The following is a 15,704-nucleotide window of genomic DNA, read 5'->3' on the forward strand; positions in this document are numbered from 1 at the left end:
ACCAACTGAGCTAATCACCCCCGCTGTGTGGAGTCGCATTATAGGGATCGCGGCAAATGAGTCAACGGTTTTTAAAACGAAAATGTGCGTTCGTCTTAAAATTAAACAAGATGTTGCGCTTTTGTGCAGAAAACGCAGCGGGTCAGGTTCTTTTGCGCCAAAGGCCTTCAACAACCGGGGGAATGCCGTTGAGGATTCGCCTTCAGATGGTAGAATGTTGTCCACTTTCTGTTGGTCTTTATCAGACCTCTCCCGGCATTGGCCGACTCTGATAGCGTAATAAGGCAGCTGTTAATGAAAATCAAAACCCGCTTCGCACCCAGCCCAACCGGCTACCTGCACGTTGGTGGCGCTCGTACCGCCCTCTATTCCTGGCTGTTCGCCCGCCACCAGGGCGGTGAGTTTGTGCTGCGTATCGAAGACACCGACCTTGAACGCTCAACGCAGCAGGCTATCGACGCGATTATGGATGGCATGAACTGGCTGAACCTTGACTGGGACGAGGGCCCGTACTACCAGACTAAGCGTTTCGATCGCTATAACGCCGTGATTGACCAGATGTTAGAGGCTGGCTCAGCTTATAAATGCTACTGCTCAAAAGAGCGGCTGGATGCGCTGCGCGAAACGCAGATGGAAAATCATGAAAAGCCGCGCTACGACGGCCGCTGCCGCGATAGTCATGAGCATCATGCTGACGATGAGCCTTGCGTGGTGCGCTTTCGCAACCCGCAGGAAGGATCGGTGATCTTTGACGATCAGATCCGTGGTCCCATCGAGTTCAGCAATCAGGAGCTGGACGATCTGATCATTCGCCGTACCGACGGCGCGCCAACCTATAACTTCTGCGTAGTGATCGATGACTGGGATATGGAAATTACCCATGTGATCCGGGGTGAAGACCACATCAACAACACGCCGCGTCAGATCAACATTCTGCAAGCCATTGGCGCTAAGGTGCCGGTCTATGCCCATGTGTCGATGATCCTCGGCGATGACGGTAAAAAGCTGTCCAAGCGCCACGGCGCGGTTGGCGTGATGCAGTATCGTGACGACGGCTATCTGCCGGAAGCGCTGCTGAACTACCTGGTGCGGCTGGGCTGGTCCAGCGGCGATCGGGAGATCTTCAGCATTGACGAGATGAAAGAGCTGTTCGACCTGAATGCCGTCAGCAAGTCCGCCAGCGCATTCAATACCGAGAAGCTCCAGTGGCTCAACCACCACTACATTACCAGCCTGGCGCCTGAATATGTTGCCACCCATCTGCAGTGGCATATCGAGCAGGAAAACATCGACACGCGCACTGGACCTGAGCTGGCGCAGCTGGTTACGCTGCTGGGCGAGCGCTGCAAGACGCTGAAAGAGATGGCGGCTTCCTGTCGCTACTTCTATGAAGATTTTGCTGAGTTCGATGCCGACGCGGCGAAAAAACACCTGCGTCCGGTAGCGCGACAGCCTCTGGAAGTGGTTCGCGATAAGCTGGGCGCCATTACTGAATGGACGGCAGAAAACGTTCATCAGGCTATTCAGGCGACCGCTGACGAGCTGGAAGTGGGTATGGGTAAAGTCGGTATGCCGCTACGCGTGGCCGTGACCGGCGCGGGTCAGTCACCCGCGCTGGACGTCACCGTGCACGCTATCGGCCAGACTCGTTCCCTGGCCCGCATTGGGCAGGCGCTGGGCTATATTGCCGGGCGTGAAGCTCAGCAGTAAAACCCACGACGCGTTCAAAAAGATCCGGCCATCAGGCCGGATTTTTTTATGGCTGGTCATCGCTGATATCCAGGCGACGCAGCAAGCCTTGTATGCCTTCACGTAACAGCATCGCGTACAACTTTTCCTGCTCTTCGCTGTTCATTTGCTGTAACGAAGTCATTAACAGCGAGGAAAGAGAATTCGGTGGGACGCGATAGGTCGCCGAAGGTTCGGCGGCATGACGAGTAGATTTAAGAAAGGTTCTGACCCGTTCGTCAATATGGATCAGCCGGGCTTTTCCACCCTGAACGCCGGGTTTTGGCTTGGTGATCCAGCGCTCTTTCTTCACCCATTTATTGATCGTCTGACGGCTGAAACCTGTCTCTCTGGCCAGTTCTTCTGGCGTTAACCATTCCTTTTTCATATTGCAATTCCTGTTTGCGACGTTAGATAACGTCAACATATTACAGCTTTTTGTTGCGTGAACAACTAACAGGAATCAGTAATAGCGGGACGGGGCGGTAAGAAGAGGGGGAATTCCCCCTGCCGCAGAGGCAGAGGGAAAGAGTCACTTAGCTGGACGCTTTTTCAGACTCGGACTGCGGGCGGTAGGCCATGTAATAAGCCAGGCCAACAAATACCGCTCCGCCAACGGTGTTGCCAAGGAAAACGGCAACAAAGTTAGGCAGGTAGGCTGACCAGCTCAGATAGCCGGCGAAAATGGCGGCGGGCACAATAAACATGTTGGCGACGACGTGCTGGAAGCCGATGGCGACGAAGGCCATAACCGGGAACCACATGCCAAAAATTTTACCGACCACGTCTTTGCTGGCAAACGCCAGCCAGGTAGCCAGACACACCAGCCAGTTACAGCCGATACCGGAGATAAAGGCATTGGTGAAGTCGGCGTTAACCTTAGCGGTGGCGATGGCAACGGTCTTCTTCAGGTAGTCGCCTTCGGTCATGCCCAGCATATGGCCAAAGAACCAGGCGATGGCGACGCTGCCGATAAAGTTGGCCACAGTCACCCAGAACCAGTTGCGCACCACGCTCCCGCCGCTGATCTGGCGGGCAAACCAGGCAATGGGCATCGTCATCATGTTGCCGGTAAGCAGTTCTCCCCCTGCCAGAATGGTCAAAATGATGCCGACCGGGAACACCGCGGCGCCAAGCAGGCCACCGAATGAACCCCAGTCCGCAGGCAGAGAGTTGATCACATGGAGGTCCAGCAGGAAACCGAGCGCAATAAAGGCGCCGGCGAGAAAACCGAGGATCAGTAAAGTAGGAATGGAAGCCTGGCTTTTAGCCACGCCGGACTGAATAGCAACCGCAGCGATTTCTTTAGGTGAATACAAGGACATAATAGCTCTGATTCTGGTGTAGTGAAGGATAGAGTGGCCGGATCCATCGCGTCATAGCTACGCGCGCATCCAGCGCTGAGAGGGTCCCGGCCTTCGAAAACGCGGGCAGTTTTGCACGAGAAATTAACAAAAACAAGATCAATTAGGCAGCTAATTAACCTTCTGTTTACAGGATGGCGCGGTGCGAAAGCCAGTCGCAGAAATTTAAGGTAGAAATTCCGTTATTAGCGCTATTTTGTCGCCATTCAGGCCGCAGCCAGGGCGGTTTCTGCTGGTTAAGTACCCGCGTCAACATGGCACTTTTTGCGCGGCGTTGACGGCTTTTTCAGCGATCGGGCACAGTTTGGTAATTTGCCGTTGACACCACTAGCACCGTTTCATATTATCCCCGCCGTCGAGACGACATGGTTGTCCGGCGAGGTTATCCGGTTTGGGGGTATAGCTCAGCTGGGAGAGCGCTTGCATGGCATGCAAGAGGTCAGCGGTTCGATCCCGCTTATCTCCACCAAATCTTCACCAGGAGATTGGTCGCGCCGGATAACAGATTGAATGTAGTGGGGGTATAGCTCAGCTGGGAGAGCGCTTGCATGGCATGCAAGAGGTCAGCGGTTCGATCCCGCTTATCTCCACCAATCAACCCTTCGGACAGATATCAGTTCGCCTCTCGAAAGCTAATGACTCCCCCTGTTTCTAAGTAAGTCTCTCTGCTGATAAATTCAGCGGCTGAAATATAATGCCTTAATGGCACCATTTAGTAATAAATCCATTTTTAAGTTTATGAGAATTATAATTATTACATGTGAATCCTGTCACATCAATAATAAGCATGCGCCTTTATTCTGCTTTTGACTTTGCGGAACAGGGCGCTTCTATAATGAATTATAATTTTTATATTATACTTGGATTGTTTATATTTATTCCAGCCAGAGCGAGTGAAAGTCTTGAAACTGACTTTTATAAAATTAACGTATTCTCGATCGGTTTTAATGGATTTGTTGCGCGGAAAATGCCACAGCAGGTTCTTTATGAAAAAATCCTCAGTCAGGAGGATTCGGCTGTATTTTTCGAAAATGCCATCAGATCACCCTATTCAACACCAGAGAGCAAGCTCTATGCTGCCTGCGGATTGTGGGAGATGAAACGGTATATGCTGGAAAAGATTATTCCGCCTTTAACCGCTGAACGTGTCTCCGTTTTAAAGGCTGACAGGTTGTTCAGAGAACGTTTTGAACAGATATTTCAATCAATAAAACAGCACGGTTGTAATTAAATCACATGGAGGAAATAAAGACGCTAATCATTCAGGGCAATGCAGTAATACCTGCCCCGAATGATATCAGAGACCCGCTAGCGATTATTTATCTGCAACACATTGAACCCATGCGTGCCGTCACGATTGAGCTGGGCAATTAGCCCAAACTCCCAGTCCAGATAATCCTGCATCGATTTTGCTGAGTTATTGGTGCCTTCATAAGGGCGGCGATAGCGGTCAGTGCGCGGCTGCAATAATAAGCTTTCTCCCTGCTCAACCGGCAACCCGCTGGCTCGCCATGCCGCATTGCCGCCTTTCAGTACCGCCACCGGTTTGCCGCTAAGCTGCTGAAGTTCTTCCACCGCATAGCGCGCCAGTAAACTGCTGCCGCAGGTCACCACATAGCGTTCGGCAGTGGGCAGTGCCTGTAGCCCTTTCTGCGTCAGCAAGCTGCGCTGGAGCCACGCGGCGCCGGGAATATGGCTGGCGACATAGTTGGCGCTGCTGGTGAAGTCCAGTACCTGCGTCCCGGCCGTATTCAGCCAGTCTGACAGTTCGGCCGGTGAGATTTCTTGCCGTGTGGCAAGCGCAGGGACCTTCGCCGCCCAGCCGCCTTGTTCGCTGAAATCGCCCGGCGTTAATCCGTCCAGCACCGATACGTCCCAGCCCATCTGTACCAGCCAGGAGGCGCTCATATTGGCGCGCACGCCGTCGTCATCGGCTAACACGATCCGTGCGCCGCGTACGCTGGCGTAATGATCCGTCTCTTGTACCAGTTGCCCTCCTGGTGTGGAACGCGCCCCCGGAAGATGCCCGCTGGCGTACTCTTCCGGATCGCGCACGTCAAAGAGGTAAACGGTGTGCGTCTGCGCCTGCTGCCACTGGTGAAGCTGCGTCAGCGTCAGGCGCTTAACGCCAGCCTGGTCGGCGACGCTGCGCGCGCTGCGGGCAGCCTGACTTCTGGCGGCATCGCTGCTCTGACCATAGCGCCGGGACTGTCCATGCTCCAGCTTCTGTCCGGCAAGCGTCCAGCCAATGGTGCCATTTCTCAGAGCAAACACCGGATTGGTTATTCCTGCATTGACCAGCGACTGCGTACCGATAATGCTGCGGGTTCTTCCCGCACAGTTGACAATCACCCTTGTGGTTGGCGAGGGAACCAAATCCCGAACCCGTAGCACCAGCTCTGCGCCAGGTACGCTAATGCCGCCGGGAATGCTCATCGTCTGGTATTCATCAAACCGACGGCTGTCCAGCACTACAACCGGTTCTCCACTTTCCAGCAGCGCCTTAACTTCTTCCGCAGGCAGGGAAGGAGTATGGGTCCGGCTCTCTACCAGTTCACCAAAGGCTTTGCTCGGTGAATTAACGTCAATAAACAGTTCGCCACCGGCCTCCCGCCAGCCTTGCAGATCGCCTTTAAGCAGCGCGACATTACCATAGCCCAGCGCTTTTAAGCGCGCGGCCGCCTGGCTAACCAGGCCTTCGCCGTTATCGTAAAGCGTAATCGGAGTCGCGAAACGCGGAACCCGGTCCAGGATTTCAATCTCCAGCTTCGACAGCGGAATGTTTACCGCAAACAGCGGATGGCCTTCGGCATAGTGCGCCTCTTCCCGGACATCGATCAGGGCCAGCTCCTGCTTCTCTGATAAAGCCTGGCGAATATCGTGATAACTGCGGGTGTGGATAAGATGATCAACCATGTGAGAGATCCCAGATATTGGGTAAAAAGGCGTTGTTATAGCCGGAGATAAACGGTTTTTCCTCGCCCGTTTCCGTATACACCGCGCGCTTTACCGCGCCGATGTTGCCGCCATAAACATGAATACTGATCGATGTGCGATCGCTAAAGGCGTTGCTAACGCGATGGATATCGCCCACCTGCGGCGAAACTGCCTCCACGCTGCCCGGCTCCAGGCGAATGGGATCGCCGTGAGGAGACAGCCCCTGGGGAGTCAGGGTGAAATTTTGCGAAACCTCTGCGCCGCGCAGCATGCCGATCAGTCCCCAAACGCGGTGATCGTGCACCGGGGTAGATTGCCCTGCGCCCCAGACGAAGCTGACCACGGAAAACCGCTGCCGGGCATCGGCATGGAGCAGATATTGCTGGTAGCGTGCCGGGTCTGGCTGGGCAAACTCATCGGCAAGCCAGTCATCGTGCTGGACAAGCTGCTGCAGCAGCTGGCTGCCGCGCTGGAGAAGATCGGCTTCGCTCGGCCGTTCATCTACCAGCGTGGCCAGCTCGCCTACAAATTCGCGCAGGCGATGGATCTGTAAATCACTCATGCTTTGTCTCCTGGCTGAGAGCGATCTGGTTGGCTTGTGTCGACAGGCTGTAATCAAAAGCCTGGTGAACATCAACCGGTTTAGGGAGAACATGATTTTTATAGAAAAAGTCGGCGGACTTTTGCAGCGAGTCCGCCAGCTTCGGCGTGAAATCGACCGGGCGAATTTGCGCGCTGGCAATCCAGCGTTGAGTGATGTTTTCCGGCATACCCAGTGAAACGGAAAGCGCTTTAGCGAAGGCTTCAGGATGCTGCTGTGCCCAGATTTGGGCTTTTGCCAGGCGGGCCTGCAAATCGGCAATGGCTTCGCGTTTTCCCGCATCCTTCAGGGCTTCCTCGCGCGCCAGCGCGTAAGAGTAGCCGGAGAGAATACCTTTGCCGCCGCCCTGCGGAACCAAAATATCGCGATCCACAACTCTTGCAGAAGAGACGTAAGGTTCCCATGTCGCCCAGGCATCAACCGCATGGCTGGCCAGAGCAGCCCGACCATCGACGGGCCCCAGGAAGCGTAGCGTGACGTCGCCAGGCTTCAGGCCCGCGCGCTCCAGCAGGCCAAGCAGCAAATAGTGCCCCCAGCCGCCGCGGTTGACCGCAATTTGTTTGCCCTTCAGATCTTTTAAGCTCTGTATCCCGGCGTCGGAACGGGTAAGCAAAGCAATGCTGTCAGGATTGTTCTGCCAGGCGCCAACGGCTTTCACCGGCGCACCGGCGGCATAAACAAAGAGAAAGGGCAGGTCGCCGGTAAAGCCGACGTCTAATGCGCCAGCATTGAGCGCTTCCTGCACCGGCGCGCCGGAGTCAAACGATGTCAGTTTGAGATCGTAAGGGAGATCTTTTAGCTGTCCTGATTCACGAAGAGAGATAAAGCGATCGCCTTTCACGTCGCCCAGGCGCAGCGTAACTTTCTCTGCCGCCGCTGCGGAAGCGGCAACTGTCGACAGGACTATTGCCAGTAACCAGGGGAACCGCATCAGGCACTCCTTGCAACTTTACGCGCCGCAACCTTCTCGCGCGTCAGAGGAATCAGTTCTTTGCCGTATTCCACCACGTCGTTCAGCGGATCGAAGCCGCGGATCAGCACGCTCTCAATCCCCAAATCGTAATATTTCAGCAGCGCGTCAGAAACCTGATCCGGCGTCCCTACCAGCGCGGTGGAGTTATAGCCGCCGCTGACCAGCTTAGCGATGCCGGTCCACAGCGAGCGGTCGAGACGATCGCCTTCGTTCGCGGCCGCCAGAAGGCGTTCGGCGCCAACGCTTTGCGGTTTTGGCAGGCCGAAATCATGGCCTGACTCCTGTAGCTTCCTGCGGGCGATTTCACGGATATGCTCCGCTTTTTCCCAGGCTTCCTTTTCGGTGGCGGCAACGATCGGGCGGAATGAGATGTTAAAACCGATCTTGCGGCCCTGTCTGGCGGCCTCGGCCCGTACCGTACGTACCGTCTCTGCCGCGCCAGCCAGCGGTTCTCCCCACAGGGCGAACACGTCCGCATGGCGAGCCGCCACCTTAATGGCTTCAGGCGAGGAGCCGCCAAAATAGATCGGCAGTCCCTGAACGGGCTTGATCGATGAGAAGGCTTGCTCAGTCTGAAAATAGTCGCCCTGATGATCGTAAGGCTGGTCAGAGGTCAGGCTCTGTCTCAGCACGCTAAGAAAATCATCGGTGCGCTCATAGCGCTGCGTTTTATTGAGAAAGTCGCCGTCGCGTCGTTGTTCAACGTCGCTGCCGCCGCTGATGATATGTACCGCCAGCCGGCCATCGGTGAGCTGATCGAGGGTGGCGAGCTTGCGGGCGGCGAGGGTAGGCGAAACAAAGCCAGGTCGGTGTGCTAACAGGAATTTCAGCGTTGAAGTATTGGCCGCTGCGTGCGCCGTGACCAGAAAACCGTCCGGTTGATCTGACCAGTAACCTACCAGCACCCGATCAAAACCGGCCTGCTCATGAGCACGAGCAAAATCCGCAATGTACTGTTTATTAAATAACGGGCCGCTGGCAGGAATGGTTTCGGACGCCAGGCGATGACCAATCATACCGAGAAATTGAATGCTCATGGGGTTTTCTCCAGGTGAGGGCCGGTAAACGCCGGCGGAAAGAAAACCGTATAGTTGAAGAGAAGGCGTGTGAAATTCATAAATCTGCAAAGCTTTGCGTAAATTCGGCTATCGCTCAACCGTAAATATCCGCAGGTAAAGGTTCGTTCTTTATGCTAATAATGCATTAATTATGCGCAATAAATGCATTTAGGTTCTAAAAAAGCAGATGCTAGTCTCAGGTTTTCTTTATATTGAGACACCAGATGAAATCGCACGCCTTCTCCGCTTTTACTTTACTTCTCGCCGCTTTCGCCTCGCCCGTGTGGTCCGCCGCTACGCTTTCTGTTGGCGATCAGCGTGGCAATGCGCGGGCTATCCTTGAAGCCGCTGGCGAGCTGAAAAACACGCCTTACACCCTGGACTGGCATGAATTTGCCAACGCCGCGCCGCTGCTTGAGGCGATGCGTGCCGGTTCAATCGATGCCGGATCGGTCGGCGATGCGCCGTTAACGTTTGCCGTTGCCGCCGGGCTGGATGCCAAAGGTATTCTCGCCACCCGCTATGCCGGTAATGCGATCGTGGTGAAAAAGGGCAGCCCCATTCGCAGCGTGAAGGATCTACAGGGAAAACGTATCGCTACGGTCAAAGGCTCGTCCGGTCATAATCTCGCACTCCAGGCGCTGCATAAGGCTGGCGTCGATCCTAAAGCGGTCAACTTTGTTTTCACTACGCCAGCGGAGGCCACGCTGGTACTGGATCAGGGCGGTGTCGATGCCGTTTCTACCTGGGAACCTTACGTCTCCTTCGCCACGCATCAGTCCGGCGCGCAGATCCTGGCCGATGGCAAAGCTTACCCGGCACTGAACTACCTGGTCGCCAGCAACAGCGCGATTGCCAGTAAAAAAGCCGAGCTGGCCGACTTCAGCCAGCGGCTGACCCGCGCCAGAGCCTGGGGAGAGCAGCACCCTGAGGAGTACGCCGCTGCCATCAGCAAGCTGTTGCGCATTCCGCAGGATGTGGCGCTGGCAAAGGTGAAACGTGAAATTAATACCGTCGACAGTGATTCTGCCGAGGTGTTGGCTATACAGCAAAATACCGCTGACTTTTACGTTAAAAATGGATTGATTCCTAAACCGCTCAAGGCAGCGTCATTTATCGATCTCAGCCTGTCGCAGGGGAAATAGTATGCATCTCGCGCTCTATCTCAGCGATACCGGTTTACATGCAGGCGGCTGGCGTCATCCTGAGGCCGAAAACCACGATCCGATGAAGGTCGAAACCTGGCTGAATCTGGTGAAAAAAGCCGAGCAGGCAAAGTTTGATTTTGCTTTTATCGCCGACAAACTGTCGATTGATGATATCTACGGTAACGATATCGCCAGTACCGTGCAGTCGCGTCCTGGCTATGCCCGGCCGGAACCGATGGCGCTGTTGACCGCCCTGAGCCTGTTTACCCAGCGTATTGGGCTGGGCGGCACCTTATCGACCACCTACGGTGAGCCTTTCCATGTCGCTCGCATTATCGCGACGCTCGATCATTTCAGCGCCGGGCGCATGGCGTGGAATGCGGTGACCTCGACTAACGACGGGGAAGCGCGAAATTTCAGTCAGCAGCAGCACCCTGGTCATCTCGCCCGCTATCAGCGCGCCGCCGAGTTTATTGACGTGGTTCATCGGCTGCTCGCCAGCTGGCAGCCCAATGCGCTGGTTGCGGATAAGCACAGCGGCATCTATGTAGACCCGGAGAAGGTGAGCTACACCCATTTTCAGGGAGAGCATTTTCAGGTTAAGGGGCCGCTGACCGTTGCCGCTTCGCCACAGGGCAGGCCGGTGCAGATCCTGGCCGGCGTATCCGACGATTTCAGAAAAGTGGCGACCAGGGTCGCGGAGGTGATTTTTACCGTCCAGCCTGAACGGGAGCGAGCGCAGCAGTTTTATCAGCAGTTTAAGCAGGAGATGGTTGCGCAGGGCCGCGCGCCGCAGGACTGTAAAATTCTGCCGGGGATTATGCCGATTGTCGGCGCTACCCAGCAGGAGGCGGAAGAGAAGCGCCGCCAGCTGGATGAGCTGGTTAACCCGCTGGCCGGGCTGAGCTTTATGTCAGCCAGCATGAATTACGATCTGTCTCAGCACGATCCAGATGCGCTGTTTCCCGATATTTTTGACAAAATCAGCGGCAGCAAAGGCCGCTTCGGCTATGTGATTTCCCAGGCTCGCAAAGAGAAGAAGACCCTGGCCGAGGTGGCGAAAACCTATGCCGCCAGCGCGTCGTTCCGGGTGATTGCCGGCACGCCAGAGCAGATTGCCGCTGAAATGATTGCCTGGGTGGAAAACAAAGCCTGCGACGGCTTTGTCCTGATGCCTGCCGATATGCCCGCATCGCTGAATAATTTTGCCGACTACGTTATCCCTGAGTTGCAGAAGCGCGGCGCGTTCAGGAGTGACTATCAGGGACAGACGCTGCGTGAGCATCTTGAACTGCCTGCCGTTTATGGATAAAAAAAAGGCGAACCTGCTACAGGCTCGCCTTTTTTCGTCAGGGCCGATTACCAGGCCAGCACTAAACCGGCAATCGAAGCGGACAGCACGCTGACCAGGGTTGAACCGTACAGCAGTTTCAGGCCGAAGCGGGAAACCACGTTACCCTGCTCTTCATGCAGGCCCTTAATCGCCCCTGCCACAATCCCGATGGAGGAGAAGTTAGCAAAGGAGACCAGGAACACCGACAGGATGCCTACGCCGCGCGGCGACAGTTCGGTCGCCACTTTTTGCAGGTCCATCATGGCGACAAACTCGTTGGAAACCAGTTTGGTGGCCATGATGCTGCCCACTTTCAGCGCTTCGTTAGCCGGTACGCCCATTACCCAGGCAAACGGGTAGAAGACATAGCCCAGCACGCCCTGGAAGCTGATGCCGAAGATGAAATCAAACAGCGCGTTAATGGCGGAAATCAGCGCGATAAAGCCGATCAGCATCGCCGCCACAATCACCGCCACTTTGAAACCGGCGAGGATATATTCGCCCAACATTTCAAAGAAGCTCTGCCCTTTGTGCAGGTCGCTCAGCGTCAGTTCTTCTTCGTTGTCGACTTTATACGGGTTAATGATCGACAGCACGATAAAGGTACTGAACATGTTCAACACCAGCGCGGCCACCACGTATTTTGGGTCAATCATGGTCATGTAGGCACCGACAATAGACATCGATACGGTAGACATCGCCGTTGCCGCCATGGTGTACATGCGGCGCTGCGACATTTTCCCAAGGATATCTTTGTAGGCAATAAAGTTCTCTGACTGACCTAAAATCAGCGAGCTCACGGCGTTAAACGATTCCAGTTTGCCCATGCCGTTGATTTTTGACAGCACCGTACCGATAGCTTTGATCACAATCGGCAGGATGCGGAAGTGCTGGAGAATCCCGATCAGTGCAGAAATAAACACGATAGGGCACAGCACGTTGAGCCAGAAGAACGCCAGGCCTTTGTCGTTCATATTGCCGAAAACAAAATTGGTTCCCTGCGCGGCATAGCTCAGCAGTTTGTCGAACAGACCTGCAAATCCCTTAACAAATCCAAGTCCAGCTTCTGAGTTAAGGAAGAACCACGCAAGCAGCACTTCGATAACCAGAAGTTGTATAATAAAACGTACGCGGATGTTTTTCCGATCGGTACTGACCAGCAGGGCCAGTACGGCTACCATCACCAGCGCCAAAGCAAAATGAAAAATGCCTGACATGTATGCTCCATTTTTGAAGGATGTTATATTTCGCTGCACATTCTATGTAACAAGAAGCCGAAAAACGAGACCTGGAACACAATATAACAATTACCTATCACCGTTCCCGACGGAACCATTCGCCCGATCACATCCTGATACTGTTTAAAAAAACACCCCACCCAGTGAAAGGGTATGCTTTTATTGTCGCACAAAAAGTGATTGCTCAATTTTTAGCTATAGGGTAGTTTGGTTTTAAGGTATAGCCATTGCTATATTTCTTAGTACTGGCTATCAGAGCGATAACTGAAACCCATTCAAATGCGCTTGATAATCATTATCATTTAAAAGACAATGATCTCATCAGGGTTTTAGCAGGGGTACAACAATGTTTGAAGGCCGCACAGTAGAGCAAACGATTCGCGGGTCGCGCAAAATCAAATTTGCGTTGATGGGGCCTGCATTTATCGCGGCTATTGGCTATATCGACCCTGGTAACTTTGCCACCAATATTCAGGCGGGCGCTTCCTATGGCTATAAACTGCTGTGGGTGGTGGTCTGGGCTAACGTGATGGCGATGGTAATCCAGCTGATGTCAGCCAAGCTGGGAATTGCGACCGGTAAAAACCTTGCTGAGCATATCCGCGATCGTTTCCCTCGTCCTGCCGTCTGGTTTTACTGGGTGCAGGCGGAAATTATCGCCATGGCGACCGATCTCGCGGAGTTTATCGGCGCGGCGATTGGCTTCAAGCTGATTTTCGGCGTCAGCCTGCTACAGGGCGCGGTGCTGACCGGCGTGGCCACTTTCCTGATCCTGATGCTGCAAAGCCGGGGGCAAAAGCCGCTGGAGCTGGTGATTGGCGGGCTGCTGCTGTTTGTGGCGGCGGCGTACGTGATTGAACTGTTTTTCTCCCAGCCGAAAATCGCCGATCTGGTTCAGGGGCTGGCGGTGCCGTCGCTGCCCACTGCCGATGCGGTGCTGCTGGCGGCTGGCGTGCTGGGGGCCACTATTATGCCCCATGTGATTTATCTGCACTCTTCGCTGACGCAAAGCCCGGACGGCGGCTCGCGCGAGCAGCGCTACTCCTCTACCAAGCTGGACGTGGCGATAGCCATGACCATCGCTGGCTTCGTCAATCTGGCTATGATGGCGACGGCGGCGGCGGCCTTTCACTTTAGCGGACACACCGGTATTGCCGATCTGGATCAAGCCTATCTGACGCTGGATCCATTGCTGGGCCGCGCGGCCGCGATGGTGTTTGGGCTTAGCCTGCTGGCGGCTGGCATATCGTCCACCGTGGTGGGAACCATGGCGGGGCAGGTTGTTATGCAGGGCTTTATTCACGTCCGCATTCCGTTACTGGTTCGCCGGGTTATCACCATGCTGCCCTCTTTTATCGTGATAATGGCAGGCTGGGAGCCAACGCGTATCCTGGTGATGAGCCAGGTCCTGCTGAGCTTCGGCATTGCGCTGGCGCTGGTGCCGCTGCTGGCTTTCACCGGTAACCGCGAGCTGATGGGGGATATGGTGAATCCTCCCCTGATGCAGTGGATAGGTAAGGCGATCGTGCTGGTGGTGGTGGCGTTGAATCTCTACCTGCTGGTCGCCATGGCGCTCGGGCTGTAAATCAGCGTCAGCAGGCGTAGCGCTTGAGATGAAATAAGTTTGTCCAGTGCGAAATAAAAAAGCCGACCACAGGGTCGGCTTTTTCGATCAGTGATGGCGATCTCTCTCATGATGGCGTTCCCACTCATGACGGCGGTACTCGCGGTCATGCCTGCGGCGTTCGTACTCCCGCTCCCGCTCATAACGGCGCTGGCGTTCCCACTGCTGGTGGCGGCGCATCTCTTCGTGACGTCGCCACTGCTCGTGTCGCCACCAGCGACCTTCGTCATAGCGGTAATTGCGGTGCCAGTAACGATCGTCGCGCCAGCGTCCGCCATCCCAGTAGTAACCGCGCGGGTCGCGGTCGCCAATGTGCAGAGTAACGCCAGGCGCCAGGGTGATTCTGGCGCTGTCGGCTTGCGCTGTGTGCATCGCCAACGGGGATAAACTTGCCAGCAAAGCGGCAACAAGTAATAAACGTTTCATCGGATCTCCTTATCAACGGTTTTACTGCTCCGTTGTGTTGCCAACATTATAAAGAGTTCACTGCCGTTGCGCCTGGGGGAATCTGAAAAGCTGGGTAAAGGTGGGATTTGAGATTTATCTATAAATCCCGCCGCAGGAGGCGGCGGGACGGAGATTAGCCAAGAATGCGGCTGATTTTATCCAGTTCGGCCTGGCTGAACTCACGCTGTTGCAGCATACCCACCGCATCGTCAATCTGGCTGGTTTTGCTGGCGCCGATCAGCACTGAGGTCACCCGGTTTTCACGCAGGACCCAGGCCAGCGCCATCTGAGAAAGCTTCTGTCCGCGCTGGAGCGCGAGCGCGTTAAGCTGCCTGACTTTCTCCATTTTTTCCGGCGTCAGCTGGTCGCCGCTGAGGAACTTGCTGCCGCTGGCGGCGCGCGAATCCTCAGGAATGCCGTTAAGATAACGATCGGTCAGGACGCCGCCGGCTAAGGGAGAGAAGGCGATGCTGCCAACGCCCTCTTTAATCAGCACGTCGAGCAGGCCATTGTCCGGCGTGCGTTCGAACATCGAGTATTTTGGCTGATGGATCAGGCAAGGCGTGCCCAGCTGCTTGAGAATGCCAATGGCTTCGGCCGCCAGCGCTGCCGGATAGTTAGAGAGCGCGATATACAGCGCCTTTCCCTGGCGCACGATATGGTCCAGCGCGCTCATGGTCTCTTCCAGCGGGGTTTCCGGGTCCGGGCGGTGGTGATAAAAAATATCCACATAGTCCAGCCCCATGCGCTTAAGGCTCTGATTAAGGCTGGCAATCAGATACTTGCGGGATCCCCAGTCGCCATAGGGACCCTCCCACATGGTGTAGCCCGCTTTAGAAGAGATAATCAGCTCATCGCGGTAGGGCGCGAAGTCTTCCCGTAGGATGCGGCCAAAGTTTTCCTCGGCGGAGCCCGGCGGTGGGCCATAGTTATTGGCCAGATCGAAGTGGGTGATACCGTTATCAAAAGCATGGCGCAGCAGCTCACGGCTGTTTTCCACGCGGGTGCTGTCGCCGAAGTTGTGCCACAGGCCCAGCGAAATGGCGGGCAGTTTCAGGCCGCTTCGTCCACAGCGGTGGTAGGTCATTTTTTGATAACGTTCTGCATCTGCCTGATAAACCATGAATAAATCCTGTTCAGTGGGGGATGGTTTCCGTATAGAGCATAGCAGTGTATACGGTTACACCGAACCTGTTCGCGCGAAAGATCAAAACTTGGAGAAAATTCCGAAGCGTAACGCCGGGTTGCCAGTT

At 55.0% G+C, this 15,704-nt stretch carries 14 protein-coding genes and 2 tRNA genes; 7 read left to right on the top strand and 9 right to left on the bottom strand.

Annotation, left to right across the window (positions count from 1 at the left end):
- Nucleotides 1–294 precede the first annotated feature (294 nt).
- Nucleotides 295–1,710 (top strand): glutamate--tRNA ligase, encoded by a 1,416-nt coding sequence (gene gltX / locus NG99_RS26690; protein ID WP_034899774.1) that lies wholly within the window; start codon nt 295–297, stop codon nt 1,708–1,710.
- 46 nt (nt 1,711–1,756) lie between these two features.
- Here the strand turns inward: gltX and NG99_RS26695 are convergent, their stop codons facing one another.
- Both NG99_RS26695 and NG99_RS26700 read right to left on the bottom strand, forming a co-directional pair.
- Complete coding sequence (locus tag NG99_RS26695) at nt 1,757–2,116, bottom strand: YfeC-like transcriptional regulator (protein WP_034899777.1); 360 nt, start codon at nt 2,114–2,116, stop codon at nt 1,757–1,759.
- A gap of 148 nt (nt 2,117–2,264) precedes the next feature.
- Nucleotides 2,265–3,053 carry a formate/nitrite transporter family protein gene (locus tag NG99_RS26700; protein WP_034899778.1) on the bottom strand — a complete coding sequence of 263 codons (789 nt, stop codon included), beginning with the start codon at nt 3,051–3,053 and terminating at the stop codon, nt 2,265–2,267.
- Nucleotides 3,054–3,485: 432 nt separating this feature from the next.
- Here NG99_RS26700 and NG99_RS26705 point away from each other — a divergent pair.
- The 3 genes from NG99_RS26705 (at nt 3,486) to mchS3 (ending at nt 4,323) form a co-directional block, all read left to right on the top strand.
- A tRNA-Ala gene (locus NG99_RS26705) sits at nt 3,486–3,561 on the top strand.
- Between the two features lie 48 nt (nt 3,562–3,609).
- Nucleotides 3,610–3,685: transfer RNA gene (locus NG99_RS26710), tRNA-Ala, on the top strand.
- 194 nt (nt 3,686–3,879) lie between these two features.
- Nucleotides 3,880–4,323: an MchS3 family protein gene (mchS3, locus tag NG99_RS26715; RefSeq protein ID WP_157032726.1), complete on the top strand. Its 444-nt coding sequence runs from the start codon at nt 3,880–3,882 to the stop codon at nt 4,321–4,323.
- 77 nt (nt 4,324–4,400) lie between these two features.
- Here mchS3 and NG99_RS26720 read toward each other — a convergent pair whose 3' ends face one another.
- The 4 genes from NG99_RS26720 to NG99_RS26735 are packed head-to-tail and all read right to left on the bottom strand — an operon-like array spanning nt 4,401 to nt 8,640.
- Nucleotides 4,401–6,008, bottom strand: coding sequence for a rhodanese homology domain-containing protein (locus NG99_RS26720; protein ID WP_034899785.1), 1,608 nt, complete (start codon nt 6,006–6,008; stop codon nt 4,401–4,403).
- Nucleotides 6,001–6,591, bottom strand: a complete 591-nt coding sequence (locus NG99_RS26725; protein ID WP_034899792.1) for a cysteine dioxygenase family protein — start codon at nt 6,589–6,591, stop codon at nt 6,001–6,003. The genes NG99_RS26720 and NG99_RS26725 overlap by 8 nt, the downstream gene beginning before the upstream one ends.
- Nucleotides 6,584–7,561 carry an ABC transporter substrate-binding protein gene (locus tag NG99_RS26730; protein ID WP_034899795.1) on the bottom strand — a complete coding sequence of 326 codons (978 nt, stop codon included), beginning with the start codon at nt 7,559–7,561 and terminating at the stop codon, nt 6,584–6,586. The genes NG99_RS26725 and NG99_RS26730 overlap by 8 nt, the downstream gene beginning before the upstream one ends.
- Nucleotides 7,561–8,640, bottom strand: a complete 1,080-nt coding sequence (locus tag NG99_RS26735) for an LLM class flavin-dependent oxidoreductase (protein WP_034899796.1) — start codon at nt 8,638–8,640, stop codon at nt 7,561–7,563. Before NG99_RS26735 ends, NG99_RS26730 begins: the two co-directional genes overlap by 1 nt.
- Before the next feature lie 245 nt (nt 8,641–8,885).
- On the opposite strand from NG99_RS26735, the gene NG99_RS26740 reads away from it, so the two are divergent.
- Nucleotides 8,886–9,806, top strand: coding sequence for an ABC transporter substrate-binding protein (locus tag NG99_RS26740; RefSeq protein WP_034899797.1), 921 nt, complete (start codon nt 8,886–8,888; stop codon nt 9,804–9,806).
- 1 nt (nt 9,807) lies between these two features.
- The gene (locus NG99_RS26745; protein ID WP_034899798.1) at nt 9,808–11,121 is read left to right on the top strand and encodes an LLM class flavin-dependent oxidoreductase; all 1,314 of its coding nucleotides are present in this window, start codon (nt 9,808–9,810) and stop codon (nt 11,119–11,121) included.
- Between the two features lie 47 nt (nt 11,122–11,168).
- Here the strand turns inward: NG99_RS26745 and NG99_RS26750 are convergent, their stop codons facing one another.
- Nucleotides 11,169–12,359 (bottom strand): NupC/NupG family nucleoside CNT transporter, encoded by a 1,191-nt coding sequence (locus NG99_RS26750; RefSeq protein ID WP_034899799.1) that lies wholly within the window; start codon nt 12,357–12,359, stop codon nt 11,169–11,171.
- A gap of 367 nt (nt 12,360–12,726) precedes the next feature.
- On the opposite strand from NG99_RS26750, the gene NG99_RS26755 reads away from it, so the two are divergent.
- Complete coding sequence (locus NG99_RS26755) at nt 12,727–13,965, top strand: Nramp family divalent metal transporter (protein WP_034899801.1); 1,239 nt, start codon at nt 12,727–12,729, stop codon at nt 13,963–13,965.
- Between the two features lie 87 nt (nt 13,966–14,052).
- Here the strand turns inward: NG99_RS26755 and NG99_RS26760 are convergent, their stop codons facing one another.
- Both NG99_RS26760 and mgrA read right to left on the bottom strand, forming a co-directional pair.
- On the bottom strand, nt 14,053–14,430 hold the full coding sequence (locus NG99_RS26760; RefSeq protein WP_034899802.1) for a DUF2502 domain-containing protein: 378 nt from the start codon (nt 14,428–14,430) through the stop codon (nt 14,053–14,055).
- Between the two features lie 154 nt (nt 14,431–14,584).
- Nucleotides 14,585–15,574 carry an L-glyceraldehyde 3-phosphate reductase gene (mgrA, locus tag NG99_RS26765; RefSeq protein ID WP_034899804.1) on the bottom strand — a complete coding sequence of 330 codons (990 nt, stop codon included), beginning with the start codon at nt 15,572–15,574 and terminating at the stop codon, nt 14,585–14,587.
- Nucleotides 15,575–15,704: the final 130 nt, after the last annotated feature.

Origin of the sequence: Erwinia typographi, from assembly GCF_000773975.1 — a bacterium.
GTDB classification, from domain to species: Bacteria; Pseudomonadota; Gammaproteobacteria; order Enterobacterales; family Enterobacteriaceae; genus Erwinia; species Erwinia typographi.

Bases quoted from the DNA above. Each gene is read 5' to 3' on its own strand.
- mgrA (WP_034899804.1), bottom strand. From the start codon at position 15,574: ATGGTTTATCAGGCAGATGCAGAACGTTATCAAAAAATGACCTACCAC.
- NG99_RS26725 (WP_034899792.1), bottom strand. From the start codon at position 6,591: ATGAGTGATTTACAGATCCATCGCCTGCGCGAATTTGTAGGCGAGCTG.
- NG99_RS26745 (WP_034899798.1), top strand. From the start codon at position 9,808: ATGCATCTCGCGCTCTATCTCAGCGATACCGGTTTACATGCAGGCGGC.
- NG99_RS26695 (WP_034899777.1), bottom strand. From the start codon at position 2,116: ATGAAAAAGGAATGGTTAACGCCAGAAGAACTGGCCAGAGAGACAGGT.
- NG99_RS26760 (WP_034899802.1), bottom strand. From the start codon at position 14,430: ATGAAACGTTTATTACTTGTTGCCGCTTTGCTGGCAAGTTTATCCCCG.
- NG99_RS26755 (WP_034899801.1), top strand. From the start codon at position 12,727: ATGTTTGAAGGCCGCACAGTAGAGCAAACGATTCGCGGGTCGCGCAAA.
- NG99_RS26740 (WP_034899797.1), top strand. From the start codon at position 8,886: ATGAAATCGCACGCCTTCTCCGCTTTTACTTTACTTCTCGCCGCTTTC.
- mchS3 (WP_157032726.1), top strand. From the start codon at position 3,880: ATGCGCCTTTATTCTGCTTTTGACTTTGCGGAACAGGGCGCTTCTATA.
- NG99_RS26720 (WP_034899785.1), bottom strand. From the start codon at position 6,008: ATGGTTGATCATCTTATCCACACCCGCAGTTATCACGATATTCGCCAG.
- NG99_RS26730 (WP_034899795.1), bottom strand. From the start codon at position 7,561: ATGCGGTTCCCCTGGTTACTGGCAATAGTCCTGTCGACAGTTGCCGCT.
- NG99_RS26735 (WP_034899796.1), bottom strand. From the start codon at position 8,640: ATGAGCATTCAATTTCTCGGTATGATTGGTCATCGCCTGGCGTCCGAA.
- gltX (WP_034899774.1), top strand. From the start codon at position 295: ATGAAAATCAAAACCCGCTTCGCACCCAGCCCAACCGGCTACCTGCAC.
- NG99_RS26700 (WP_034899778.1), bottom strand. From the start codon at position 3,053: ATGTCCTTGTATTCACCTAAAGAAATCGCTGCGGTTGCTATTCAGTCC.
- NG99_RS26750 (WP_034899799.1), bottom strand. From the start codon at position 12,359: ATGTCAGGCATTTTTCATTTTGCTTTGGCGCTGGTGATGGTAGCCGTA.